Origin of the sequence: Marinobacter sp. (assembly GCF_044799475.1) — a bacterium.
In the GTDB taxonomy this organism is placed as follows: Bacteria; Pseudomonadota; Gammaproteobacteria; order Pseudomonadales; family Oleiphilaceae; genus Marinobacter.
This window is the reverse complement of the sequence record NZ_CP085217.1, coordinates 3,931,327-3,948,561: the sequence shown is the minus strand read 5'-3', so window position 1 is coordinate 3,948,561 and position 17,235 is coordinate 3,931,327. Positions and strand designations below refer to the sequence as shown.

At 58.9% G+C, this 17,235-nt stretch carries 19 protein-coding genes; 8 read left to right on the top strand and 11 right to left on the bottom strand.

Features of this window, described 5'->3' with window-relative positions; genetic code table 11:
• Positions 1-116: 116 nt before the first annotated feature.
• The 7 genes from LG327_RS18110 (at position 117) to LG327_RS18080 (ending at position 5,593) form a co-directional block, all read left to right on the top strand.
• Complete coding sequence (locus LG327_RS18110) at positions 117-1,463, top strand: ATP-binding protein (RefSeq protein WP_404364109.1); 1,347 nt, start codon at positions 117-119, stop codon at positions 1,461-1,463.
• Between the two features lie 8 nt (positions 1,464-1,471).
• Positions 1,472-2,077 carry an IMPACT family protein gene (locus LG327_RS18105; protein ID WP_404364108.1) on the top strand — a complete coding sequence of 202 codons (606 nt, stop codon included), beginning with the start codon at positions 1,472-1,474 and terminating at the stop codon, positions 2,075-2,077.
• Between the two features lie 94 nt (positions 2,078-2,171).
• Positions 2,172-2,696, top strand: coding sequence for a DUF4136 domain-containing protein (locus LG327_RS18100; protein WP_404364106.1), 525 nt, complete (start codon positions 2,172-2,174; stop codon positions 2,694-2,696).
• Positions 2,697-2,698: 2 nt separating this feature from the next.
• Entirely contained in the window at positions 2,699-3,052 is a 354-nt protein-coding gene (locus LG327_RS18095; RefSeq protein ID WP_404364104.1) for a putative signal transducing protein, read from the top strand.
• Between the two features lie 55 nt (positions 3,053-3,107).
• Positions 3,108-3,464: a translation initiation factor Sui1 gene (locus LG327_RS18090; protein ID WP_404364102.1), complete on the top strand. Its 357-nt coding sequence runs from the start codon at positions 3,108-3,110 to the stop codon at positions 3,462-3,464.
• A gap of 105 nt (positions 3,465-3,569) precedes the next feature.
• Positions 3,570-4,829: a D-amino acid dehydrogenase gene (locus LG327_RS18085; RefSeq protein WP_404364101.1), complete on the top strand. Its 1,260-nt coding sequence runs from the start codon at positions 3,570-3,572 to the stop codon at positions 4,827-4,829.
• A gap of 92 nt (positions 4,830-4,921) precedes the next feature.
• Positions 4,922-5,593: a glutathione S-transferase family protein gene (locus LG327_RS18080; RefSeq protein ID WP_404364099.1), complete on the top strand. Its 672-nt coding sequence runs from the start codon at positions 4,922-4,924 to the stop codon at positions 5,591-5,593.
• A 35-nt stretch (positions 5,594-5,628) separates the two neighbouring features.
• Here LG327_RS18080 and LG327_RS18075 read toward each other — a convergent pair whose 3' ends face one another.
• Both LG327_RS18075 and LG327_RS18070 read right to left on the bottom strand, forming a co-directional pair.
• Positions 5,629-7,272 carry a fatty acid--CoA ligase gene (locus LG327_RS18075; RefSeq protein WP_404364097.1) on the bottom strand — a complete coding sequence of 548 codons (1,644 nt, stop codon included), beginning with the start codon at positions 7,270-7,272 and terminating at the stop codon, positions 5,629-5,631.
• A gap of 216 nt (positions 7,273-7,488) precedes the next feature.
• Positions 7,489-7,770: a pyrimidine/purine nucleoside phosphorylase gene (locus tag LG327_RS18070; RefSeq protein WP_404364095.1), complete on the bottom strand. Its 282-nt coding sequence runs from the start codon at positions 7,768-7,770 to the stop codon at positions 7,489-7,491.
• A gap of 57 nt (positions 7,771-7,827) precedes the next feature.
• On the opposite strand from LG327_RS18070, the gene LG327_RS18065 reads away from it, so the two are divergent.
• The gene (locus LG327_RS18065) at positions 7,828-8,337 is read left to right on the top strand and encodes a DUF4112 domain-containing protein (RefSeq protein WP_404364093.1); all 510 of its coding nucleotides are present in this window, start codon (positions 7,828-7,830) and stop codon (positions 8,335-8,337) included.
• 18 nt (positions 8,338-8,355) lie between these two features.
• Here LG327_RS18065 and LG327_RS18060 read toward each other — a convergent pair whose 3' ends face one another.
• The 9 genes from LG327_RS18060 to LG327_RS18020 all read right to left on the bottom strand — a co-directional run bounded on the left by LG327_RS18060 (position 8,356) and on the right by LG327_RS18020 (position 17,216).
• Positions 8,356-8,688, bottom strand: coding sequence for a Na+/H+ antiporter subunit G (locus tag LG327_RS18060; protein WP_404364091.1), 333 nt, complete (start codon positions 8,686-8,688; stop codon positions 8,356-8,358).
• A gap of 48 nt (positions 8,689-8,736) precedes the next feature.
• Positions 8,737-9,006, bottom strand: a complete 270-nt coding sequence (locus LG327_RS18055; RefSeq protein WP_404364089.1) for a K+/H+ antiporter subunit F — start codon at positions 9,004-9,006, stop codon at positions 8,737-8,739.
• The gene (locus LG327_RS18050; protein ID WP_404364087.1) at positions 9,003-9,494 is read right to left on the bottom strand and encodes a Na+/H+ antiporter subunit E; all 492 of its coding nucleotides are present in this window, start codon (positions 9,492-9,494) and stop codon (positions 9,003-9,005) included. Before LG327_RS18050 ends, LG327_RS18055 begins: the two co-directional genes overlap by 4 nt.
• Entirely contained in the window at positions 9,487-11,010 is a 1,524-nt protein-coding gene (locus tag LG327_RS18045; protein WP_404364085.1) for a monovalent cation/H+ antiporter subunit D, read from the bottom strand. The genes LG327_RS18050 and LG327_RS18045 overlap by 8 nt, the downstream gene beginning before the upstream one ends.
• Entirely contained in the window at positions 11,007-11,378 is a 372-nt protein-coding gene (locus tag LG327_RS18040) for a Na+/H+ antiporter subunit C (RefSeq protein WP_404364083.1), read from the bottom strand. The genes LG327_RS18045 and LG327_RS18040 overlap by 4 nt, the downstream gene beginning before the upstream one ends.
• A 1-nt stretch (position 11,379) precedes the next feature.
• Positions 11,380-14,175, bottom strand: coding sequence for a monovalent cation/H+ antiporter subunit A (locus LG327_RS18035; protein ID WP_404364082.1), 2,796 nt, complete (start codon positions 14,173-14,175; stop codon positions 11,380-11,382).
• A gap of 376 nt (positions 14,176-14,551) precedes the next feature.
• Positions 14,552-15,364: a crotonase/enoyl-CoA hydratase family protein gene (locus tag LG327_RS18030; RefSeq protein WP_404364081.1), complete on the bottom strand. Its 813-nt coding sequence runs from the start codon at positions 15,362-15,364 to the stop codon at positions 14,552-14,554.
• Positions 15,365-15,593: 229 nt separating this feature from the next.
• Positions 15,594-15,776, bottom strand: a complete 183-nt coding sequence (locus LG327_RS18025; protein WP_404364079.1) for a hypothetical protein — start codon at positions 15,774-15,776, stop codon at positions 15,594-15,596.
• 165 nt (positions 15,777-15,941) lie between these two features.
• Positions 15,942-17,216, bottom strand: a complete 1,275-nt coding sequence (locus LG327_RS18020) for a D-amino acid dehydrogenase (RefSeq protein WP_404364077.1) — start codon at positions 17,214-17,216, stop codon at positions 15,942-15,944.
• Positions 17,217-17,235 lie beyond the last annotated feature (19 nt).

The window sequence follows — 17,235 nt, the reverse complement described above, 5'->3', positions numbered from 1 at the left end:
AAAGGAGCCGGAGAGAAGGTCATGCAGATCAGGAATATCCGTTGCAAATGGAGGAGCGATGGCGCTCCGGGCACTGGCGTAATTCATGGCCCTGGCCCTCGTCACCGGTGTATGCGATGAGAATCCTGCGGCTTTCATTGCCGCTGTTCTGGCAGATATTGGCAACGATCTGGCTGGCAGTGGTTCTGGCCCTGCTGGTCAGCCACGTGGGTACCCGCGAGATGGTTGACCGGGAACGTTCAGTCATCGAGCGCCGGGCCGGCCTTCAGAACATTGCGGTGGAAGCAGTCAGGCTCCGGGAAACAGAGGGAAGGGAGGCCTCCAGGCAATACCTCAGTGAACAGGGCCAAATGGTCAATCTGCGTTTGCGGCTCATTGAACCTGAGTCCCGGGACGGCGGCAGCCTGCAGGATTCGGGAAATACGCTTGTTGAAGATACCTGGGGGGAACTCGGCGGGACTTCGCTCCGATATCGGCCTCTCATCATCGACACGGCTGCGGAATACCAGCTTGCGGCCCGGCCCCCCGCAGGCAGCGGGGGCTGGATCGATCCCTGGTCAGTTAGCCTGATGGAGCTCCTGTCCGGGTTGGTGATTATTACCCTGGCCTGCTGGTTGATCTCCCGGCGGATATCAGAACCCCTGCGGCAGATAAGCCAGGCAGCCGAGGCCATTTCCCGGGGCAATACTTCGGCACGGGTTGCGGCAGCTATTACCAGTCGTGGTGATGAGATTGGCGCTCTGGCCAGTTCGTTTAATGACATGACCGAGTCTCTTACGGACCTGCTTGAACGCCGGAGGCGACTTCTTCGCGATGTATGCCATGACTTGCGCACTTCACTGACCCGCCAGCGTCTCGCGCTGGATGCACCCGGCGACGAGCCAGGCAGCGCGGCCGCTCTGAACAGAATTCTGCGGCAGAACCAGCGCATGGAGGCGATGACAGATCAGGTGCTCACACTGGCACGCCTGGCTGAGCAGGGAGCAGACATAGGGCGGGAACCGGTAAATCCGGCAACCCTGGTCCATCAGGTATTGCAGGAGGCCGCAGGTTACGCTGAGCAGCGGGGGGTGGACTGCCGCCTGAAGGTCTCACCGGAATGCCGGAACATAACGGTACTTGGGGACGCCGGCCTGCTGCACCGGGCCCTGGATAACGTATTGCAGAACGCACTGGATCACACGCCGCCCGGGCGCTCAGTGGTTCTCGCGTTGCGGGAGGCTGAGAGAAAGCTTATCTGCACTGTTACGGATGCCGGCCCCGGCGTATCGGATAAAGCACTGGTGGCGCTCTTTGAGCCCTATTACCGAACTGACCCGTCCCGATCAGGACAGGGGCTGGGGCTGACCATTGCCCGGGATATTGTCCGCGCCCATGACGGGGAAATTTCGGCGATGCGGCATGAAACCGGAGGCCTGGCCATATCCCTGTCCCTCCCGGTTTTCACTGGAGCCCCCAGGTGATGCCGGGATTGTCCAGCAATTACCCTGTGCCCGCCGGCAACCTGGAGCGTCAGACGGAAGTCAGGAAGAGCCGTTTTGTCGCAAGAGTTGCCCCTGTTGCCAGCCGGGAAGAGGTACGCAGATGGCTGAAACAGGCCCGCGCTGATCATCCCGATGCCCGTCACATTTGCTGGGCCTACCAGATAGGGTGTCCGGGGGCAGCAGCCGAGGCGGCCATGAATGATGATGGCGAACCCTCAGGCACCGCAGGCAAGCCCATACTGGGAGTCATACAGCACAAGGACATGGGTGATGTGCTGGTTATTGTCATCCGCTATTTCGGAGGCATCAAGCTGGGGGCGGGCGGTCTTGTGCGGGCCTACGCCGGGGCGGCTGAAGCGGTGTTATCGGCGGTTGACCGGGTAGTCCAGCCGTCCCTGGTGAGGGTTAATCTGCAGCTTCCGTTTGCTCTTGAACAGCCGCTGCGGCACTGGGCGAATCTGCATGGTGCGGTGCTTGTTTCGGTTGACTACAAAACAGGCGTGGGAATCGGACTGGATGTTCCTGAAGAGCATCTTGATCAGCTCACCGGCTTTTGTGGGGCCCATGGTATGGATTACAGTCTGGAAGAATAGGATGTCCTTAAAGGTTCTGCATGTCATGGTCTGCGTATACTGTCGGATATGAACAGCAGGATTTATTCACCAACGAAACGGAGGCATTGGAATCATGCGTATCTGGATTGTTTCCCTGATGCTGCTGGCATTGACAGGTTGTGCCAGCTCGGTGGTCACCGATTATGACCAGGATGCTGTCTTCGGTAATTACAGTTCCTGGGCGTTTGCCGACACGGCAGGTGAAAAACAGCCCCTGTCCCTGGACAGCGCACGGGTCGAGGGCGCTATTGAGCGGGCGATGAATCGCAAGGCTCTGCGAAAGACGCCATCTGACGAAGCGGATCTTCTTGTGGACTACGGCATTGAAGACGTTGAGCGGATAGAACGCACAGGCTTCTCCTACGGTCTCGGCCTTGGTCGGGGTCCGTTTGGCCTGGGCGTTGCCACCGCCCCGCCAGCCCGGGAGATCAAGGAGGGCAAGCTGGTTGTGCAGCTCATTGACAGCGAAACCGACCGGGTAGTCTGGCGGGCGGCCAGCCAGCGCCATCTTAATGAGGACCAGTCGCCGGAGACCAGGCGGAAACTGATCGAGGAAGTGGTCTCCGAAATGTTCAGTCGATATCCCCCGGGAGTCTGAGGGTGACCTGGGTCACTGTCCGCCAGTACTCCCTCCCTTATGAGGCTCATCTCGACCGGGCGAGGCTTGAATCCGAGGGCATCACGGCACTGGTGGCTGACGAGCACACAATCAGCATGCAGTGGATGTTGTCGGACGCACTTGGTGGGGTCCGGCTTCGTGTCCAGGATGTTGATCTCCCCAGAACCGAGGAGATCCTGTCGGAAGACCGTTCGGATCTCATGGATGAAATGGCTCCCTGTTCGTCCAGTAGTTACCAGTCCGGGGAAAGGGGCATGCACCTGGCGCCTCTGGCAGGCAAAAAACGTAAACGGGGGTTCTTCGCGGCCCTGCTTGCCCTTTTTATCGGGACATGACCCGGCCGGAAGGTGCAGGCAGGTTTTATCAGTGCAGCGTCAAAGGAGTTGCATCATGAAAAAGCAGTCCCGGGGCGGGCTTGTATTTTCCACGGACCAGGGGCGAATGTGCCCGGGCTGTGGCCAGCCGGTGGCTGACTGTGCCTGCAAAAAAACAGCTCAGCCCATGGGTGACGGCATCGTCCGGGTAAGCCGGGAAACGAAGGGCCGCAAGGGCAAGGGCGTGACCCTGGTGACTGGTGTGCCGCTGGAGGAAGGGGAGCTCAAGTCCCTGGCAAAGGAATTGAAGGCAAAATGCGGCACCGGCGGCACCCTCAAAGAGGGGGTGATCGAGATTCAGGGCGACCAGCGGGACATTCTTGTGCCCCTTCTGGAGGCAAAAGGCTGGAAGGTCCGCCGCTCCGGTGGCTGAGAAAACTGATCTCTGCTTACTTTGTTACTCATTAATTCAGGAAACAAACGCCAGAATCAGCCATCGGAACAGAAGTCCGGGTTTCTGGTTTAGTAGGAGAAAGGCATGCACATACTGGTCATGGGCGCAGGCGTAGTCGGCGTAACCAGTGCCTGGTTTCTGAAGCAGGCCGGTCATGACGTGACGGTGATCGACCGGCAGAACCAGGCCGGGGCAGAAACCAGCTATGCCAATGGCGGCCAGATATCTGTATCCCACGCCGAACCATGGGCCAATCCGTCGGCACCCCTGAAAATGCTCAAGTGGCTGAGCCAGCCTGATGCGCCGCTGCTGTTCAAGTTCCGTATGGATCCGGCCCAGTGGCGATGGGGGCTGGCATTTCTCAGGGAATGCACCTCAGCGAAAGCGGCGTATAACATCCGTCAGATAGTCAGCCTTGGCACCTACAGCCGGGGGCAGTTACAGGCGCTGCGGCGGGAGCTGGGCATCGACTATGACCAGATGGAAAAAGGCATTCTGCATTTCTACACCAGTGAGAAAGAGTTTGAGGGTGCCATGGAGCCAACCCGTATCATGCGGGAGCTGGGTTGTGACCGGCAGGTAATCGATGCAGCGAAGGCCGTTGAGCTGGAGCCCGCCCTGAAACCCGTCAGGGACCGTATCGCGGGCGCCACTTACACGGCGGATGACGAATCCGGGGATGCCCTCAAGTTCACCCAGGCCCTGGCAAAGAAGGCAGAGGACGCAGGGGTTCAGTTCGTATACGGAACCGAGATACTCGGCTTCGAGCGCACAAGAGACACGATTACCGGCGTGCAGACTCTGAGGGCCGGGCGTCATGGCACCATGCGGGCGGACGGCTACGTTCTCAGTCTTGGCAGCTTCAGCGCGCCGCTGGCCCGTACGCTTGGACTTTTCCTGAACATATATCCGGCCAAGGGATACTCAATCACGGTACCGGTGAAAGATCCCGATGCCGCTTTCAATGTGAGCCTCACTGACGACGAGTACAAGCTGGTCTACTCACGCCTTGGAGACCGGATGCGGGTGGCAGGAACCGCTGAGCTCAGCGGCTACACCCGAACCCTGAACAGGGTCCGGTGCCAGGCAATTGTGCGCCGCACAGCGGAAATCATGCCGGAGGCAGGTTATTGGGATCAGGCGCAGTTCTGGACCGGGTTGCGGCCGGCAACCCCATCCAATGTGCCCTACATAGGCAAGAGTCATTACCGGAACCTCTACCTGAATACCGGCCACGGCACCCTTGGCTGGACTCATTCCTGCGGCTCGGCCGCGGCCCTGGCAGACATAGTTTCAGGCCGCCGCCCGCAAGTGGATTTTGCATTTACCGGTCTTGATCAATAGCCGTACATGATGTGGCGGGGAACCAAAAGGTGAAGCCAGGTCCTTTCTGTTACCCTGTCGAGTCATCTTTCTGACGATGCCGGAGCCTGCCCATGATCACAGTGCACCACCTGAACAACTCCCGTTCCCAGCGCATCCTCTGGATGCTTGAGGAGCTGGAAGTGCCCTATGAAATCAAACGGTACGAACGGGACCCCAAAACCATGCTGGCTCCCGAAGGCCTGAAGAAGGTGCACCCGCTGGGCAAATCGCCGGTGATTACGGATGGAGATCTGACCATTGCCGAGTCAGGCGCTATCGTCGAATACCTGGCCAGTACCTATGCCCCGGAATCCATGCTGCCGGAGCATGGAGCCCAGCAGTGGATCGACTACACCTACTGGCTGCATTACGCCGAGGGTTCACTGATGCCGCCTCTCGTGATGCGGCTGGTGTTCGAAAAGGTCAAAACCAGTCCCATGCCATTCTTCATCCGGCCGGTGGCAAAAGGCATCGCCGACAAAACTAACAGCATTTTTATCGGGCCGCAGATCAGGACCCATTTCGATTTTGTGGAAAATCATCTCGCCAGTAACACCTGGTTTCTTGGTGACCAGCTTTCGGCGGCGGACTTCCAGATGAGTTTTCCGCTGGAAGCTTCCGTGGCGCGGGGCCTGGTAGAGCGGAAAAGCCGTCCCCACATCGTTGACTACGTCGCGCGTATGCACGAACGGCCGGCCTACCAGCGAGCGCTTGACAAGGGCGGGAAATACGATTTTGCCTGATACGTCTGGCGCCCTGCTCGCAGGGCGCCAGACTGTTACTGCTTCTGTTCCCGGATCAGTTTTTTGTTGATTTTTCCCACACTGGTTCGGGGAATACTGTCAACGAAATCAAACTGCTCGGGGATCGCCCATTTGTTTATTTCGCCGGCGTCCACGAACTGCTGAAGGTGCTCCTGCAGGGCCTCGGCATCTGCCTCTTTCCCCTCCGCGAGTACAACCAGTGCATGGGGGCGTTCCCCCCACTTCTCGTCGGGGAGACCCACGACCGCTGTGTCAGCAACGGCCGGATGCTGGCTGATCATGTTTTCCAGATCCAGAGACGAAAGCCATTCGCCGCCCGTCTTGATCACATCCTTGATGCGGTCCCGGATCATCAGGGTGCCATCGGGGTCCATGGTTGCCACGTCTCCGGTATGAAGCCATCCTCCGGCCCAGAGTTCCAGACCCTTGTCCGGCTCCTTCAGGTAGTTCTGGGTCAGCCAGGGCGCCCGCGCCACTACCTCACCTTTTGACTGGCCATCGTGGGGCAGGGGCCGGCCCTCGCCATCCAGAATTCGGATATCCACCAGGGGTACAGGGACACCTGTTCTTACCCGTTTGTCGACCTGTTGCTCAAGCGGCAGGTCAAGGTCCTCAGGCCTGAGATGAGTGGCCGTCAGCAGGGGCCCGGTCTCGGACATTCCATAACCGGTATACATCCGGATGCCCAGTTTTGCGCCCGCCCTGCACAGTCCCTCGGTGAGAGCGCTGCCGCCAATAAGCACGTGCCAGTGGCTGAGGTCGGCGCCTTTGATGCCGTCGGTTGCCAGCAGCATCTGCATGATGGTGGGCACGCAGTGGGAGAAGGTGACCCGGTGCGTCTTGATGAGGTCGACCAGCAGCTCCGGTTCATACCGTCCGGGATAGACCTGTTTCAGCCCCAGCATGGTGGCGGCGTACGGCACCCCCCAGGCATGAACGTGAAACATCGGGGTAATGGGCATGTACACGCCCGAGGAACGCATCAGTGGCGATTCATCGTAGGCCGAGAAATTGCTGGCCATGGCAAGGGTGTGCAACACCAGCTGGCGGTGGCTGAAGAAAACCCCCTTGGGGTTGCCGGTTGTGCCTGTCGTGTAGAAGGTTGTAGCGACGCTGTTTTCATCGAAGTCCGGAAAATCGAAATGCAGGGGCGACTTGGCCAGCAGCGCTTCATATTCCCCGTAAGTCTTGAGTTCGGTGGCTTTGGGCTCTTTTTCATCCGTCAGCTGGATAAAACCTCTGACGGTCTTCAACTCGTCCGCTACCTGTTCGAGCATCGGGATGAAGTCATCATGGGCGAGCACGACCTCGTCCTCGGCGTGATTCATGGTGTAGACCACCTGCTCCGGGGAGAGGCGGGCGTTGACCGTGTGGAGGATCGCACCAATCATGGGAATGGCAAAAAAACACTCCAGGTAACGGGGCGTGTCCCAGTCCAGAACAGCAACCGTGTCCCCTGGCTGAATGCCGGCATTGGTCAGGGCATGGGCAAGCCGGTGAATCCGCTCCACGAGGTCGGTGTAGGTATACCGGCTCCTGTTGGCGTAGATGATTTCCTGGTCTGGGGCGTAGCGTGGGGCGGAAAGCAACAGCTGTTTGATCAGCAGGGGGTACTGGTAGGCGTTCTCAGCCGCTGGCAGCAGTTTGGTCTTTGCCATGTAAATCGGCTCCTCTTTTGTCCCGTGTGTTGGTGTTATATCGAGAGTAGAGGTTTAATCTGACACAGTTCCCAATAAACGGGAACCGTCAGGGGGTTAAAATGCCGCAAGGCAACAAACATCCCGGATCAGGACAATCTGCCAGGGGATGCTGGAGATACCCCGCCGGAGATGTTATTCGCAGGTGCTTATTCGTAAGTGCTTATTCATAATTACTTATTCATAAGTACAGAGGTAGGCCGTATCAATATCGGTTTTGGCCCTGAAGCTGGCCTGGCCGGCAACCTTGAACTCTTCCCCGGCGCAGTAGGTCATCCAGTCGCTCATGCCCGGCAGCAGGACCGTGAGGGCGCCACTGATCACGGTCATGGTTTCTTTTTTTGATGTGCCAAACTCGTATTCCCCCGGGCTGATTACGCCCACGGTGGCTGGCAGTGTGGACGTCTGGAATGAAATGGACTTTGCTTTGCCCTCAAAATACTCGTTAACCTTCAACATAAAGCATGTCTCCTGGATTTTGGACGGCCTACTATACGGCAAAATTAAGGCGTGAGAATGACCGAAATGAAGAAACCCTCTCAGGAGCCGCAGGCACTGACTCCGGAGCAGAAACTGAAGCACGAGAGGGCCCTTGCCCGTCTTGATCGTTATGCCCGCACACTGGATAGTCGCTTTCGCATCCCCTTTACCAGAATCCGGTTCGGACTTGATCCCCTGGTGGGGCTGGTGCCCGGCATAGGCGACGCTATCGGTCTTGGGCTGTCGTTCTATCTCATCAGTGAGGCCGTCGCGCTGCGGGCAGGTTCGGGCATTGTGGGGAAAATGCTGGGAAACGTGGCGGTGGACTTTCTGGTGGGCCTGGTTCCGCTGCTGGGCGATGCGTTCGATCTGGTGTGGCGCGCGAATGACCGCAATGCCAATCTGCTCAGGCAGCACATAAATCAGCGTCTGCAGCCGCCTGAGCCACCCCGGAAATCCTGGCTTGTGCGCGGCCTGTGGCTGGTGCTCGGCGCCTTGCTGGTGGTGCTGGCGGGTGTCATCCTGGCTGCGCTGATGTCAGGCTGATGCATCCTCTCCGGCAGGTTACTGATCCCATGTATTACCACGGGTATTGTCCGTGGTTCTGACCTGCAGGTGCATGGCTGCCTTGGCCAGAAGGTTGGCGCTGACCGGAGCAGTCATGGCCAGGAAGACGATGAGCAGGAGCTCCGAAAGGGATAACCCATCCCCCCGACCGTAAAAGAACACAATTGACGCCAGGGCAATGCTGCCAACACCAACCGTGGTCGCCTTGGTAGGGCCGTGTAATCTGCTGAAGAAATCCGGAAGCCTGGCCAGGCCAATAGCACCCACCAGAGCAAAGCCTCCTCCGGTGAGCAACAGAACGGATACGATGACTTCAAGAATGATGGGCATGACCGAGGTCTCCAGTGTGACCGGCATTCATGATGCTGGGTTGGTTGGTCATTCGATGACGCTCCCCCGCTTGACGTACTTTGCCAGCGCAACGGTTCCTATGAACCCCATCACTGCGATCAGCAGCGCCGCCTCCAGATAAAGCCTCGTGCCCAGTGCCATTCCCAGCAGCACAATCAGTGCAAGGGCATTTATGTAAAGGGTATCCAGGGCCAGGATCCGATCCGGCGCATCCGGTCCAATGAACAGCCGGACAATGTTCAGCACCAGGGCCATACTCACAAGACCGATGGTGATGGAGAGAGCGAGCGAGATCATGAGAAAATCTCCTGTAGAGGCTTTTCATAACGGTTTCGGATGGACTCGATCAGTGACTGCTCATTTTCCACATCCAGGGCATGAATCAGCAGCAGCTTGAAATCATCGCTGACATCGGCACTCACGGTTCCGGGGGTCAGCGAGATGGTGCCAGCCAGAGTGCAGATGGCCAGAGGGTCCGTCAGGGTGAGCGGATAGGAGATGAAGGCCGGTCGTGGGGCGCGGTTGAAATTGAGTACCAGTGCAGCAACCTGGGTGCTGGCGACCACTATATCCAGGGTTACCCGGCCGATATAGGCCGGGACGAGCCAGGGTTTTCGGATACGGGGGCGCTCCGGCCAGAGGGGCCGCGTAATCAGGGGCAGAAGCCAGGCAAGAATCAGTCCCAGAACCAGGCTGCCACCGGAGACTTCTCCGACAAGAAGTTGCCAGGTGATCAGAAGAATCAGGCTGAGCCAGGGCCGGGGAAATCCAAACCGCTCATTCATTGGGCTCTCCTCCCACAGGCTGGGTCCCCAGAATCGTGATGTATCCTGAAGGATCGTGCAACTGGGCGGCGGTGGCGTCCGTGAACCGGGATATGGGCCCGGCGAACACCACGATAAGGAGGGTCATTGCAATAAGCGCACTCGCGGAGACAGTGACCGGCAGCGTGAGTTTGCCGGGGTCCGCCACGTGGCCCTCCGTGTTGCGCCAGAACACGATACTGCCTGCCCGGCTGAAGGCGATCATCGTAAAGAACCCGCCCACCAGCAGCGCGGTCCAAAGCCAGGCCATCTGGGGGCCTGGCTCTACGGCTTTCAGAATCAGCAGCTTGGCAAAAAACCCACTGAGTGGTGGCAGACCTACAGCCGCGACCGCCCCTGTGAGGAACAGAATGCTCAGAAGGGTGCGGCTGCGCATTCTTGGCGCGGTGACAATTTTGTCGGCTGCGCTGCCCCGCTGGTTGGCCACCAGATCCACCACCAGAAACAGTCCAGCGCCAAGCCAGGTGGTGTTCAGGAGGTAGAACAGGGCGGCGGAGGTGCCTGCTGCATTGCCCAGGGCAATGGCTGCCAGCAAAGTGCCAACAGATACAATCACCTGCCAGGCCACAAGCGTTTTCAGACCCGCAGCGCTCACCGAGCCGATGATGCCCAGAGCGATGGTCAGCAGCGCTCCGGGAAACAGCCAGTCCATGCCGAGGTTCGCCAACTCACCAGCGCCGTCGCCGAAGATCAGGGTATAGACTCTGAGGATTGCATAGATTCCCACCTTCGTCATCACCACGAACAGCGCTGCGACCGGTGCGGTGGCATTGGCATAGGCCCTGGGTAGCCAGAAACAGAGAGGGAGGATTGCGGCCTTCAGGCCGAATACCACCAGCAGGATAAGCCCGCCGGCCTTCACCAGTGGCATGTCTCCATCGCTGACCTGGGGCACCAGTACAGCCAGGTCGGCCATGTTCAGGGTACCTGTAACGCTGTAAATCATGCCGACACTGATGAGAAACATGGCTGACCCCACCAGATTCAGGACAACGTAGTGCAGGGAGGGAACCGTCCGCCGTGTTCCAGGGCCATGCATGAGCAGACCGTAGGAAGCGATCAGCAGTACCTCGAAGGCGACAAACAGGTTGAAAAGATCCCCGGTCAGGAAGGCGATGTTCAGGCCGAACAGCTGAAACAGGAAAAGTGCATGAAAATGACTGCCTTCCTCGTCTGTGCCGCGCACCGAAAATATATGGCAGAAGATGGCGAGAACGGCCGTGAGCAAAAGCATCATGGCTGCCAGGCGATCCAGCACCAGAACTATGCCAAATGGCGGCGGCCAGTTACCCAGGGCGTAGACCCGGTAACCACCGTCGTCCGCCAGGCCCGTCAGGACGATGGCAGAGACGAGCATGAGGGCTGTAGTGGCCAGAGCCAGAGTCCGCCGAAGTGGCAGGGGGGCATAGGTCATTAATACCTGCAGAATGGCCCCAAAAAGAGGAATCAGCAGTGGAGCCGTAAGCCAGTGGTTCATTTATGAGGCTCCTGGTCTTCAGGGGGCCAGGGCCGGACTGTCCGCTGCTCCTGCTGGCCATCGACATGATCATCACTGGTGTCGGCCCGGCTGCGCAGGGAAAGCACCACCAGAAATGCAGTCATCGCAAACCCGATCACGATCGCCGTCAGTACCAGCGCCTGGGGGAGGGGGTCGGCATAGCTTTCGGTGCTGCCAATGATGGGCTGGCCTCCAGTTGCCAGACGGCCGCTTGAAAACAGAAACAGGTTGACGCCGTAAGACAGCAGGGTAAGGCCCACTACCACCGGGAAGGTCCGCGCCCTGAGCATCAGGTAGACACCCGAACCAGTGAGGGAGCCAATCATCAGTGCAAATACGAGCTCCATGTCAGGTTGCCCTCTTTCTGGAATCGGCCTTGAGCGAAAGACGCCCGAGGCTGACGAGAATCATCAGGGTGGCGCCCACCACTGTGAGAAATACGCCCACATCAAAGATCAGGGCGGTTGCCAGCTCGAACTTGCCCACCACAGGCAGGGTCACGTAGGTGAACGACGACGTCAGGAACGGATAACCATAGAAGATGCTGCCGACCCCGGTCATGGTGGCGACCAGGAGACCCATTGCCAGGATGATCGGGTAGCCCAGGGGCATCCGCTCATGGGTCCAGTTCATGCCGCTCGCGATGTACTGAAGGATCAGCGCCACCGCTGTAATGAGCCCTGCGATGAATCCGCCACCCGGCATGTTATGACCCCTGAGAAAGATATAGGCGGAAACCATCAGTGCCAGCGGCAGCAATGGCCGGGAGATCTGCATCAACATTGCGGGATAAGGATCCCGTGACCAGGCATGCCCCTGTCCGTTTCCGGAAGGCGCAGTAAGCTTGACCCCACGCAGCATGGCGAAGACGCCCAGGGCCGCAATGGCGAGAACCGTGATTTCTCCCAGGGTATCAAACCCCCGGAAATCAACCAGAATCACGTTGACCACATTGGTTCCCCCGCCCCCCGGTTTGCTGTTGGCAAGGAAAAAGTCAGATATGGATGTAAACGGCCGCGTCAGCATGGCAAGGGTGATGAGCGTCATGCCCACCCCCACAGCGAGCGCGATCAGCGTGTCGCGCCAGCGCCGGAAGCTGGTGGCCTCCATGGGTGTCCATGAGGGCAGGTAATACAGTGCAAGCATCAGCAGCACGATGGTAACCACTTCGACCGACAGCTGGGTCAGTGCGAGATCCGGTGCGGAGAAGCGGACAAAGGTCAGTGCCACCATCAGCCCTACAACACTGAGCAGAATCAGGGAAATCAGCCGCTCCCGGTGCAAGGCGGCTGTGCCAAGGGTGCAGGCAATCAGCACGATTGCGCCAGTGGCAGTGGCAGGATCCAGATAGGTCAGCCCGCGGGATCCAATGGAAAAGCCGAGATCGAAAATCGGAAGCGCCGCGACGGCCAGGGCAGTAACCATTAACAGCATGGTGTAGCGCTGTAGCGAGCCATTCTCCAGCCAGGCTATAAATGTTTCGGCCCTGGCCACCATGCGGGTAATGACGCCTTCGAAAATGGCCTTTTCATCGATTTCGCGGAAGCGGTCGTGGAAATCGAAGAACCGCTGACGCTGGGTGTACATGAACAGGCCGCCGACAAACGCAAGAACGCTCATCATCAGTGGCAGGTTGAAACCGTGCAGTATCGCCAGCTGATATTCCGGCACCGGTCCCGCGAGGGTGGCTGCCGCCGCCGCATAGAGCAGCGGGCCGATGGAAAACGCCGGGAAAATGCCTACCATCAGGCAGGCAAACACCAGGATTTCCACCGGGATCTTCATGTACCTGGGCGGCTCCTGGGGTGGGAAGATCGGAAGGCTCTTGGGCTTGCCGTTGAAAAAGACGTCATGGATAAAGCGCGCCGAATAGGCGACGGCGAAAATGCCAGCCAGGGTAGCCACAACCGGAGGCAGGTAGGTCCAGTTTCCGGGAAGGTTCACCTCCAGTGCCTCGGCGAAAAACATCTCTTTACTGAGAAAACCGTTGAGCAGCGGAACCCCGGCCATCGAGGACGCGGCCACCATGGCCAGGGTGGCTGTATGCGGCAGGAATCGCCAGAGGCCATTGATTCGCCGCATGTCCCGGGTGCCGGTTTCGTGGTCGATAATGCCCGCGGCCATGAACAGCGAAGCTTTGAAAATCGCATGATTGATGATGTGGAACACCCCGGCAACCGCCGCCAGTTCAGTGCCCATGCCGAATAGCAGGGTAATCAGACCCAGGTGGCTCACCGTGGAATAGGCCAGCAGTCCCTTCAGGTCATGCTTGAACAGGGCGACATAGGCTCCCAGCAAAAGCGTTGCCATGCCGGTGAAACTGACCATGAAAAACCAGAGATCAGTTCCCGCCAGTGCCGGATAGAGCCGGGCCAGCAGAAAAACACCGGCCTTGACCATGGTGGCTGAGTGGAGATAGGCAGACACAGGGGTGGGGGCCTGCATCGCATGGGGCAGCCAGAAATGGAAAGGAAACTGGGCCGATTTGGTGAAGGCCCCAAGCAGCACCAGAGTCAGTGTGACCGGGTATAGATCGTGGTTTTTGATCAGGTCACCGGCGGCAAGCACATCGTCGAGCTCAAAACTGCCGACAATGTGGCCCAGCAGAAGGATGCCGGCGAGGAGCGCAAGTCCGCCACCGCCAGTAACGGCGAGCGCCATCCGGGCGCCCCGGCGGGCGTCCTGTTTGTGGTCCCAGAAGCTGATAAGAAGGAAGGAGACCACACTGGTCAACTCCCAGAAAATCAGCATCAGGAGAAGGTTGCTGGAAAGCACTATGCCCAGCATGGAGCCCATGAACAGCAGTAACAGGGAGTAGAACTTGCCTACATTTTCATAAGACTTCAGATAGTAGCGGGCATAAAGAATGATCAGCAGCCCAATGCCGAGTATCAGCAGTGAAAACAGCAGAGACAGGCCGTCAAGCCGGAAACTCAGTGATATGCCCAGTGCTGGCAGCCACTCGTGGGTCTGTAGAAGAAAATCGCCTGCCGCGAGGGTTTCCCAGTGAGGGAACAGCGCTGCCAGCCCGAGAATGGCGGGAATCGACGCAGCTATGGCAATGGCCGTTCTGCCTGCCTGGGCAAAGAGAGGAGCTACCAGCGCGCCCAGGAAAGGCAGTAATACAACCAGCGCAAGTGTCATCGTAACCTCATTGTCTGGTTATTCGGAAAGATCACGTTCTGTCAGGTATCTATTTAAGCTGGCAAATGCCCTGAGTCCAGCTTTCAGGCGCCGGTACCGCACAATGGCTGGCGGCCAGCTGTCAGGACATTCCGGGCGGATCGGTGAACCAGGGATGTCGCCCCCACGGAGCGCTGTGTTGGTGGCGGCGCATCATCTGGTCTGACTGTGCACGGAACAGGGCCGGCATGGGTTCTCCATCGAAAAATCGCGAACCCCGATGATACGTGGCCAACGGGTAAGGTCAAGCAAACGCGAAGTTATCGGCGCGAGTCCTTCCTGCCGGATGCCTCCGGTCAGGGGACAGGCTGAAAAGGTGGATCTGTTCAGGCAGTCATTAAAGGACCCTGCGGTCCTGGAATTCCCGGTCTGGCTCCCCCGTATTGCGGGCAACCGCGATGCGCTGGTTGGTCCGGGCGAGGATCTTTTTCTGCAGCCGGGTTTCCCAGTCCAGTGCGACCTTGTCCGTTGCCGACCAGGTCCGGTTGAAGAGCAGCTTGCTGGCTGCGACGGCATCCGGTGAGCGTCCGGCCAGTTCCCGGGCGAATTCCTGTGCTTCTGCCAGCGGATCCGCGCAGACGCGGCTTACCAGTCCCATTGCCCGGGCTTCTTCACCGCTGAACTGGCGAGCAGTCATGGTAAGTTCCTTGGCCAGATCGATGGGAATAAGCTCCCGCAGGGTGACTGAAAGGCTCATGTCCGGAATCAGACCCCATTTGCTTTCCATGATGGAAAACTGGCAGTCGGCGGTCGTGAACCGGAAATCCGCACCAAGGGCAATCTGGAAGCCCCCTCCGAAGCAGTAGCCATGAGTTACCGCGATAACAGGGGCAGGAACATCCCGCCACAGGTAACCCACATCCTGTGCCAGATTGCTGATCCGCCGGCCCGGTTTGGCCAGCAGTTTCAGAAAGTTGACAGGATTCTTCGACACGCTCTTTACATCCAGCCCGGAGCAGAAGGCTTCACCGGCGCCGTTGAGAATAATTGCTCTGACCTTGCGCTCTTTCTTCAGGGTTTTTGCCACCCGGGTGATGGCGTTGAACATCGGCATGTCCAGGCTGTTGTATTTGTCCGGACGATGAAGGGTGACCGTGGCAATATCCTGGTCTATGTCCAGTAGCACCCGGTCGGAAAGAATTCTGCTCATGGGCGTCCGCTCCTCAGCAGGCGTGGTGAAAGTATCCTGGCCATTGGTAACAGGGGGCTATGCTACCACGAGGCACGCCAGGCGCACCTTACGGAATCAGGAGATGCTGGATCTTTTCGGCCACTGGTCATTCTGGCTGGAAGTCATGCAATGTCGGACGAAGAGCCCGGAAGTGGCAGAAACTGCCGCTGTGTGACAGGCGTCAGTATATTGATGGCGCGGAAGCGGCTCAGTGTCCGACCAGGCCCGGCGGGAGTTTTTTAATGGCATCGCTGATGGCGGACGCTTCAGCCTGCAATACCCGATATTGCAGGCTGTCTCCCTGGCGGCTGGCCTGCAGAAGCTGTTTCTGTTTGAGGCCGTAGAGCCGGGTCAGCAGATCTGACTGATCAATGTTCTGGGGCGCGTTCATGGATGTTTTGCCTTCAAAGTTACGCCTGGCGTCGATATCCTTTACGAAATTCTGTCGAAAGCTTCCTGCTGATTTAAAACTTGCATAAATTATGCCACTAGATCCGCCCAGCGCCGGAGTCCACGCAAGCGAATTCGTTACCTTTCAGCCAGGCGCGAATCGGCACTAATCAAACCGCTGCGGCCTGAAGGGCTTCAGGGGCACGGCCGTCTTTTCGCCATCGATGAGCTGGGCCGTCAGTTGCGCCGCGGCGGCAGAGAAGGTCCAGCCGAAGGTGCCATGGCCGGTGTTGAGGTAAAGGTTCCGCTCCCGGCCGGCGCCGATTATCGGAGGGCCATCGGGGGTCATGGGCCGAAAGCCCGTCCAGGCCTCGGCTGATTTCAGGTCGGCGGCGCCGGGGAAGCGCGAGTCGATGGCCTTGCGCAGAGTCGCGAGCCGGCGCTCGGGGATCTGCCGGTTGTAGCCGGCCAGCTCGACAAAACCGGTCACCCGCATACGGGTCCCCAAACGGGTGGCGGCGACCTTGTACAGGTCGTCGACAACGGTCGACCGTGGGGCCCGTTCAGGGTCGATCAGGGGCGCGGTCAGCGAATACCCTTTGACCGGATAGCTGGGCACGCGTAAGCGAAAGTGGCTGGCGAACTCGTTGGAATCGGTCCCCGCACAGAGGACAAAGGCATCCGCATCTAAAGGCTCTCTGGGCGCACCGCTGGCGTTGGCGGCAAGAGTCAGCGCGCACAGCCGGTCCTGTTCACGGACAACACCAGTCACTTCTGTCTCATAAAGAAAGCGCACGCCCTCGGCTTCGCAGGCTTTCGCGATACCCTGGGTGAAGCGGTGGCAATCGCCAGTACCGTCTTCGGTCACCCGCAAGGCACCTTTGAGCGGTCCGCTGCGGGCCAGCCCAGGCTCGCACTCATAGGTTTCCTCAGGATCGAGCAGTTGATGGGCAATGCCCATCTCATGGAGCAAGGCGGCGTTGGTCTGCAAGCCCTGTAAGTCCTTCTCACTGCTCGCTAGCTCAATCAGACCGCCACGGTCGCCGTCAAAGTCCAGCTCCAGGTTTTCCTCCAAAGACTGGAAACACTCGCGACTGTAGGCGCCAAGTCTCAGCATCGCCCTTTTATTGGCATCGAAGAGGCCCGGAGTCATGGCGTAGCGCCAGGTCGCCACCAGAAAGCGCAGGGTCGCCAGGGATGGCGGCATGTGCATCTTCAGCGGGCCATCCCGCTGCATCAGCCACGGCAGTGCCTTCTTGATCATGGCCGGCGAGGCCCAGGGGTATACGGAGCCATAGCTACGCTGTCCGGCGTTGGCCCGGCTGGTTTCCAGTCCCGCTTGACCCAGGCGTTCAATGACGGTGACCTTGTGGCCACGCAGGCTAAGGGCCCGGGCGGTTGTGGTACCCACAACACCTGCGCCAATTACTGCTATGTGCATCGCGCCTGCTCCCGAATCA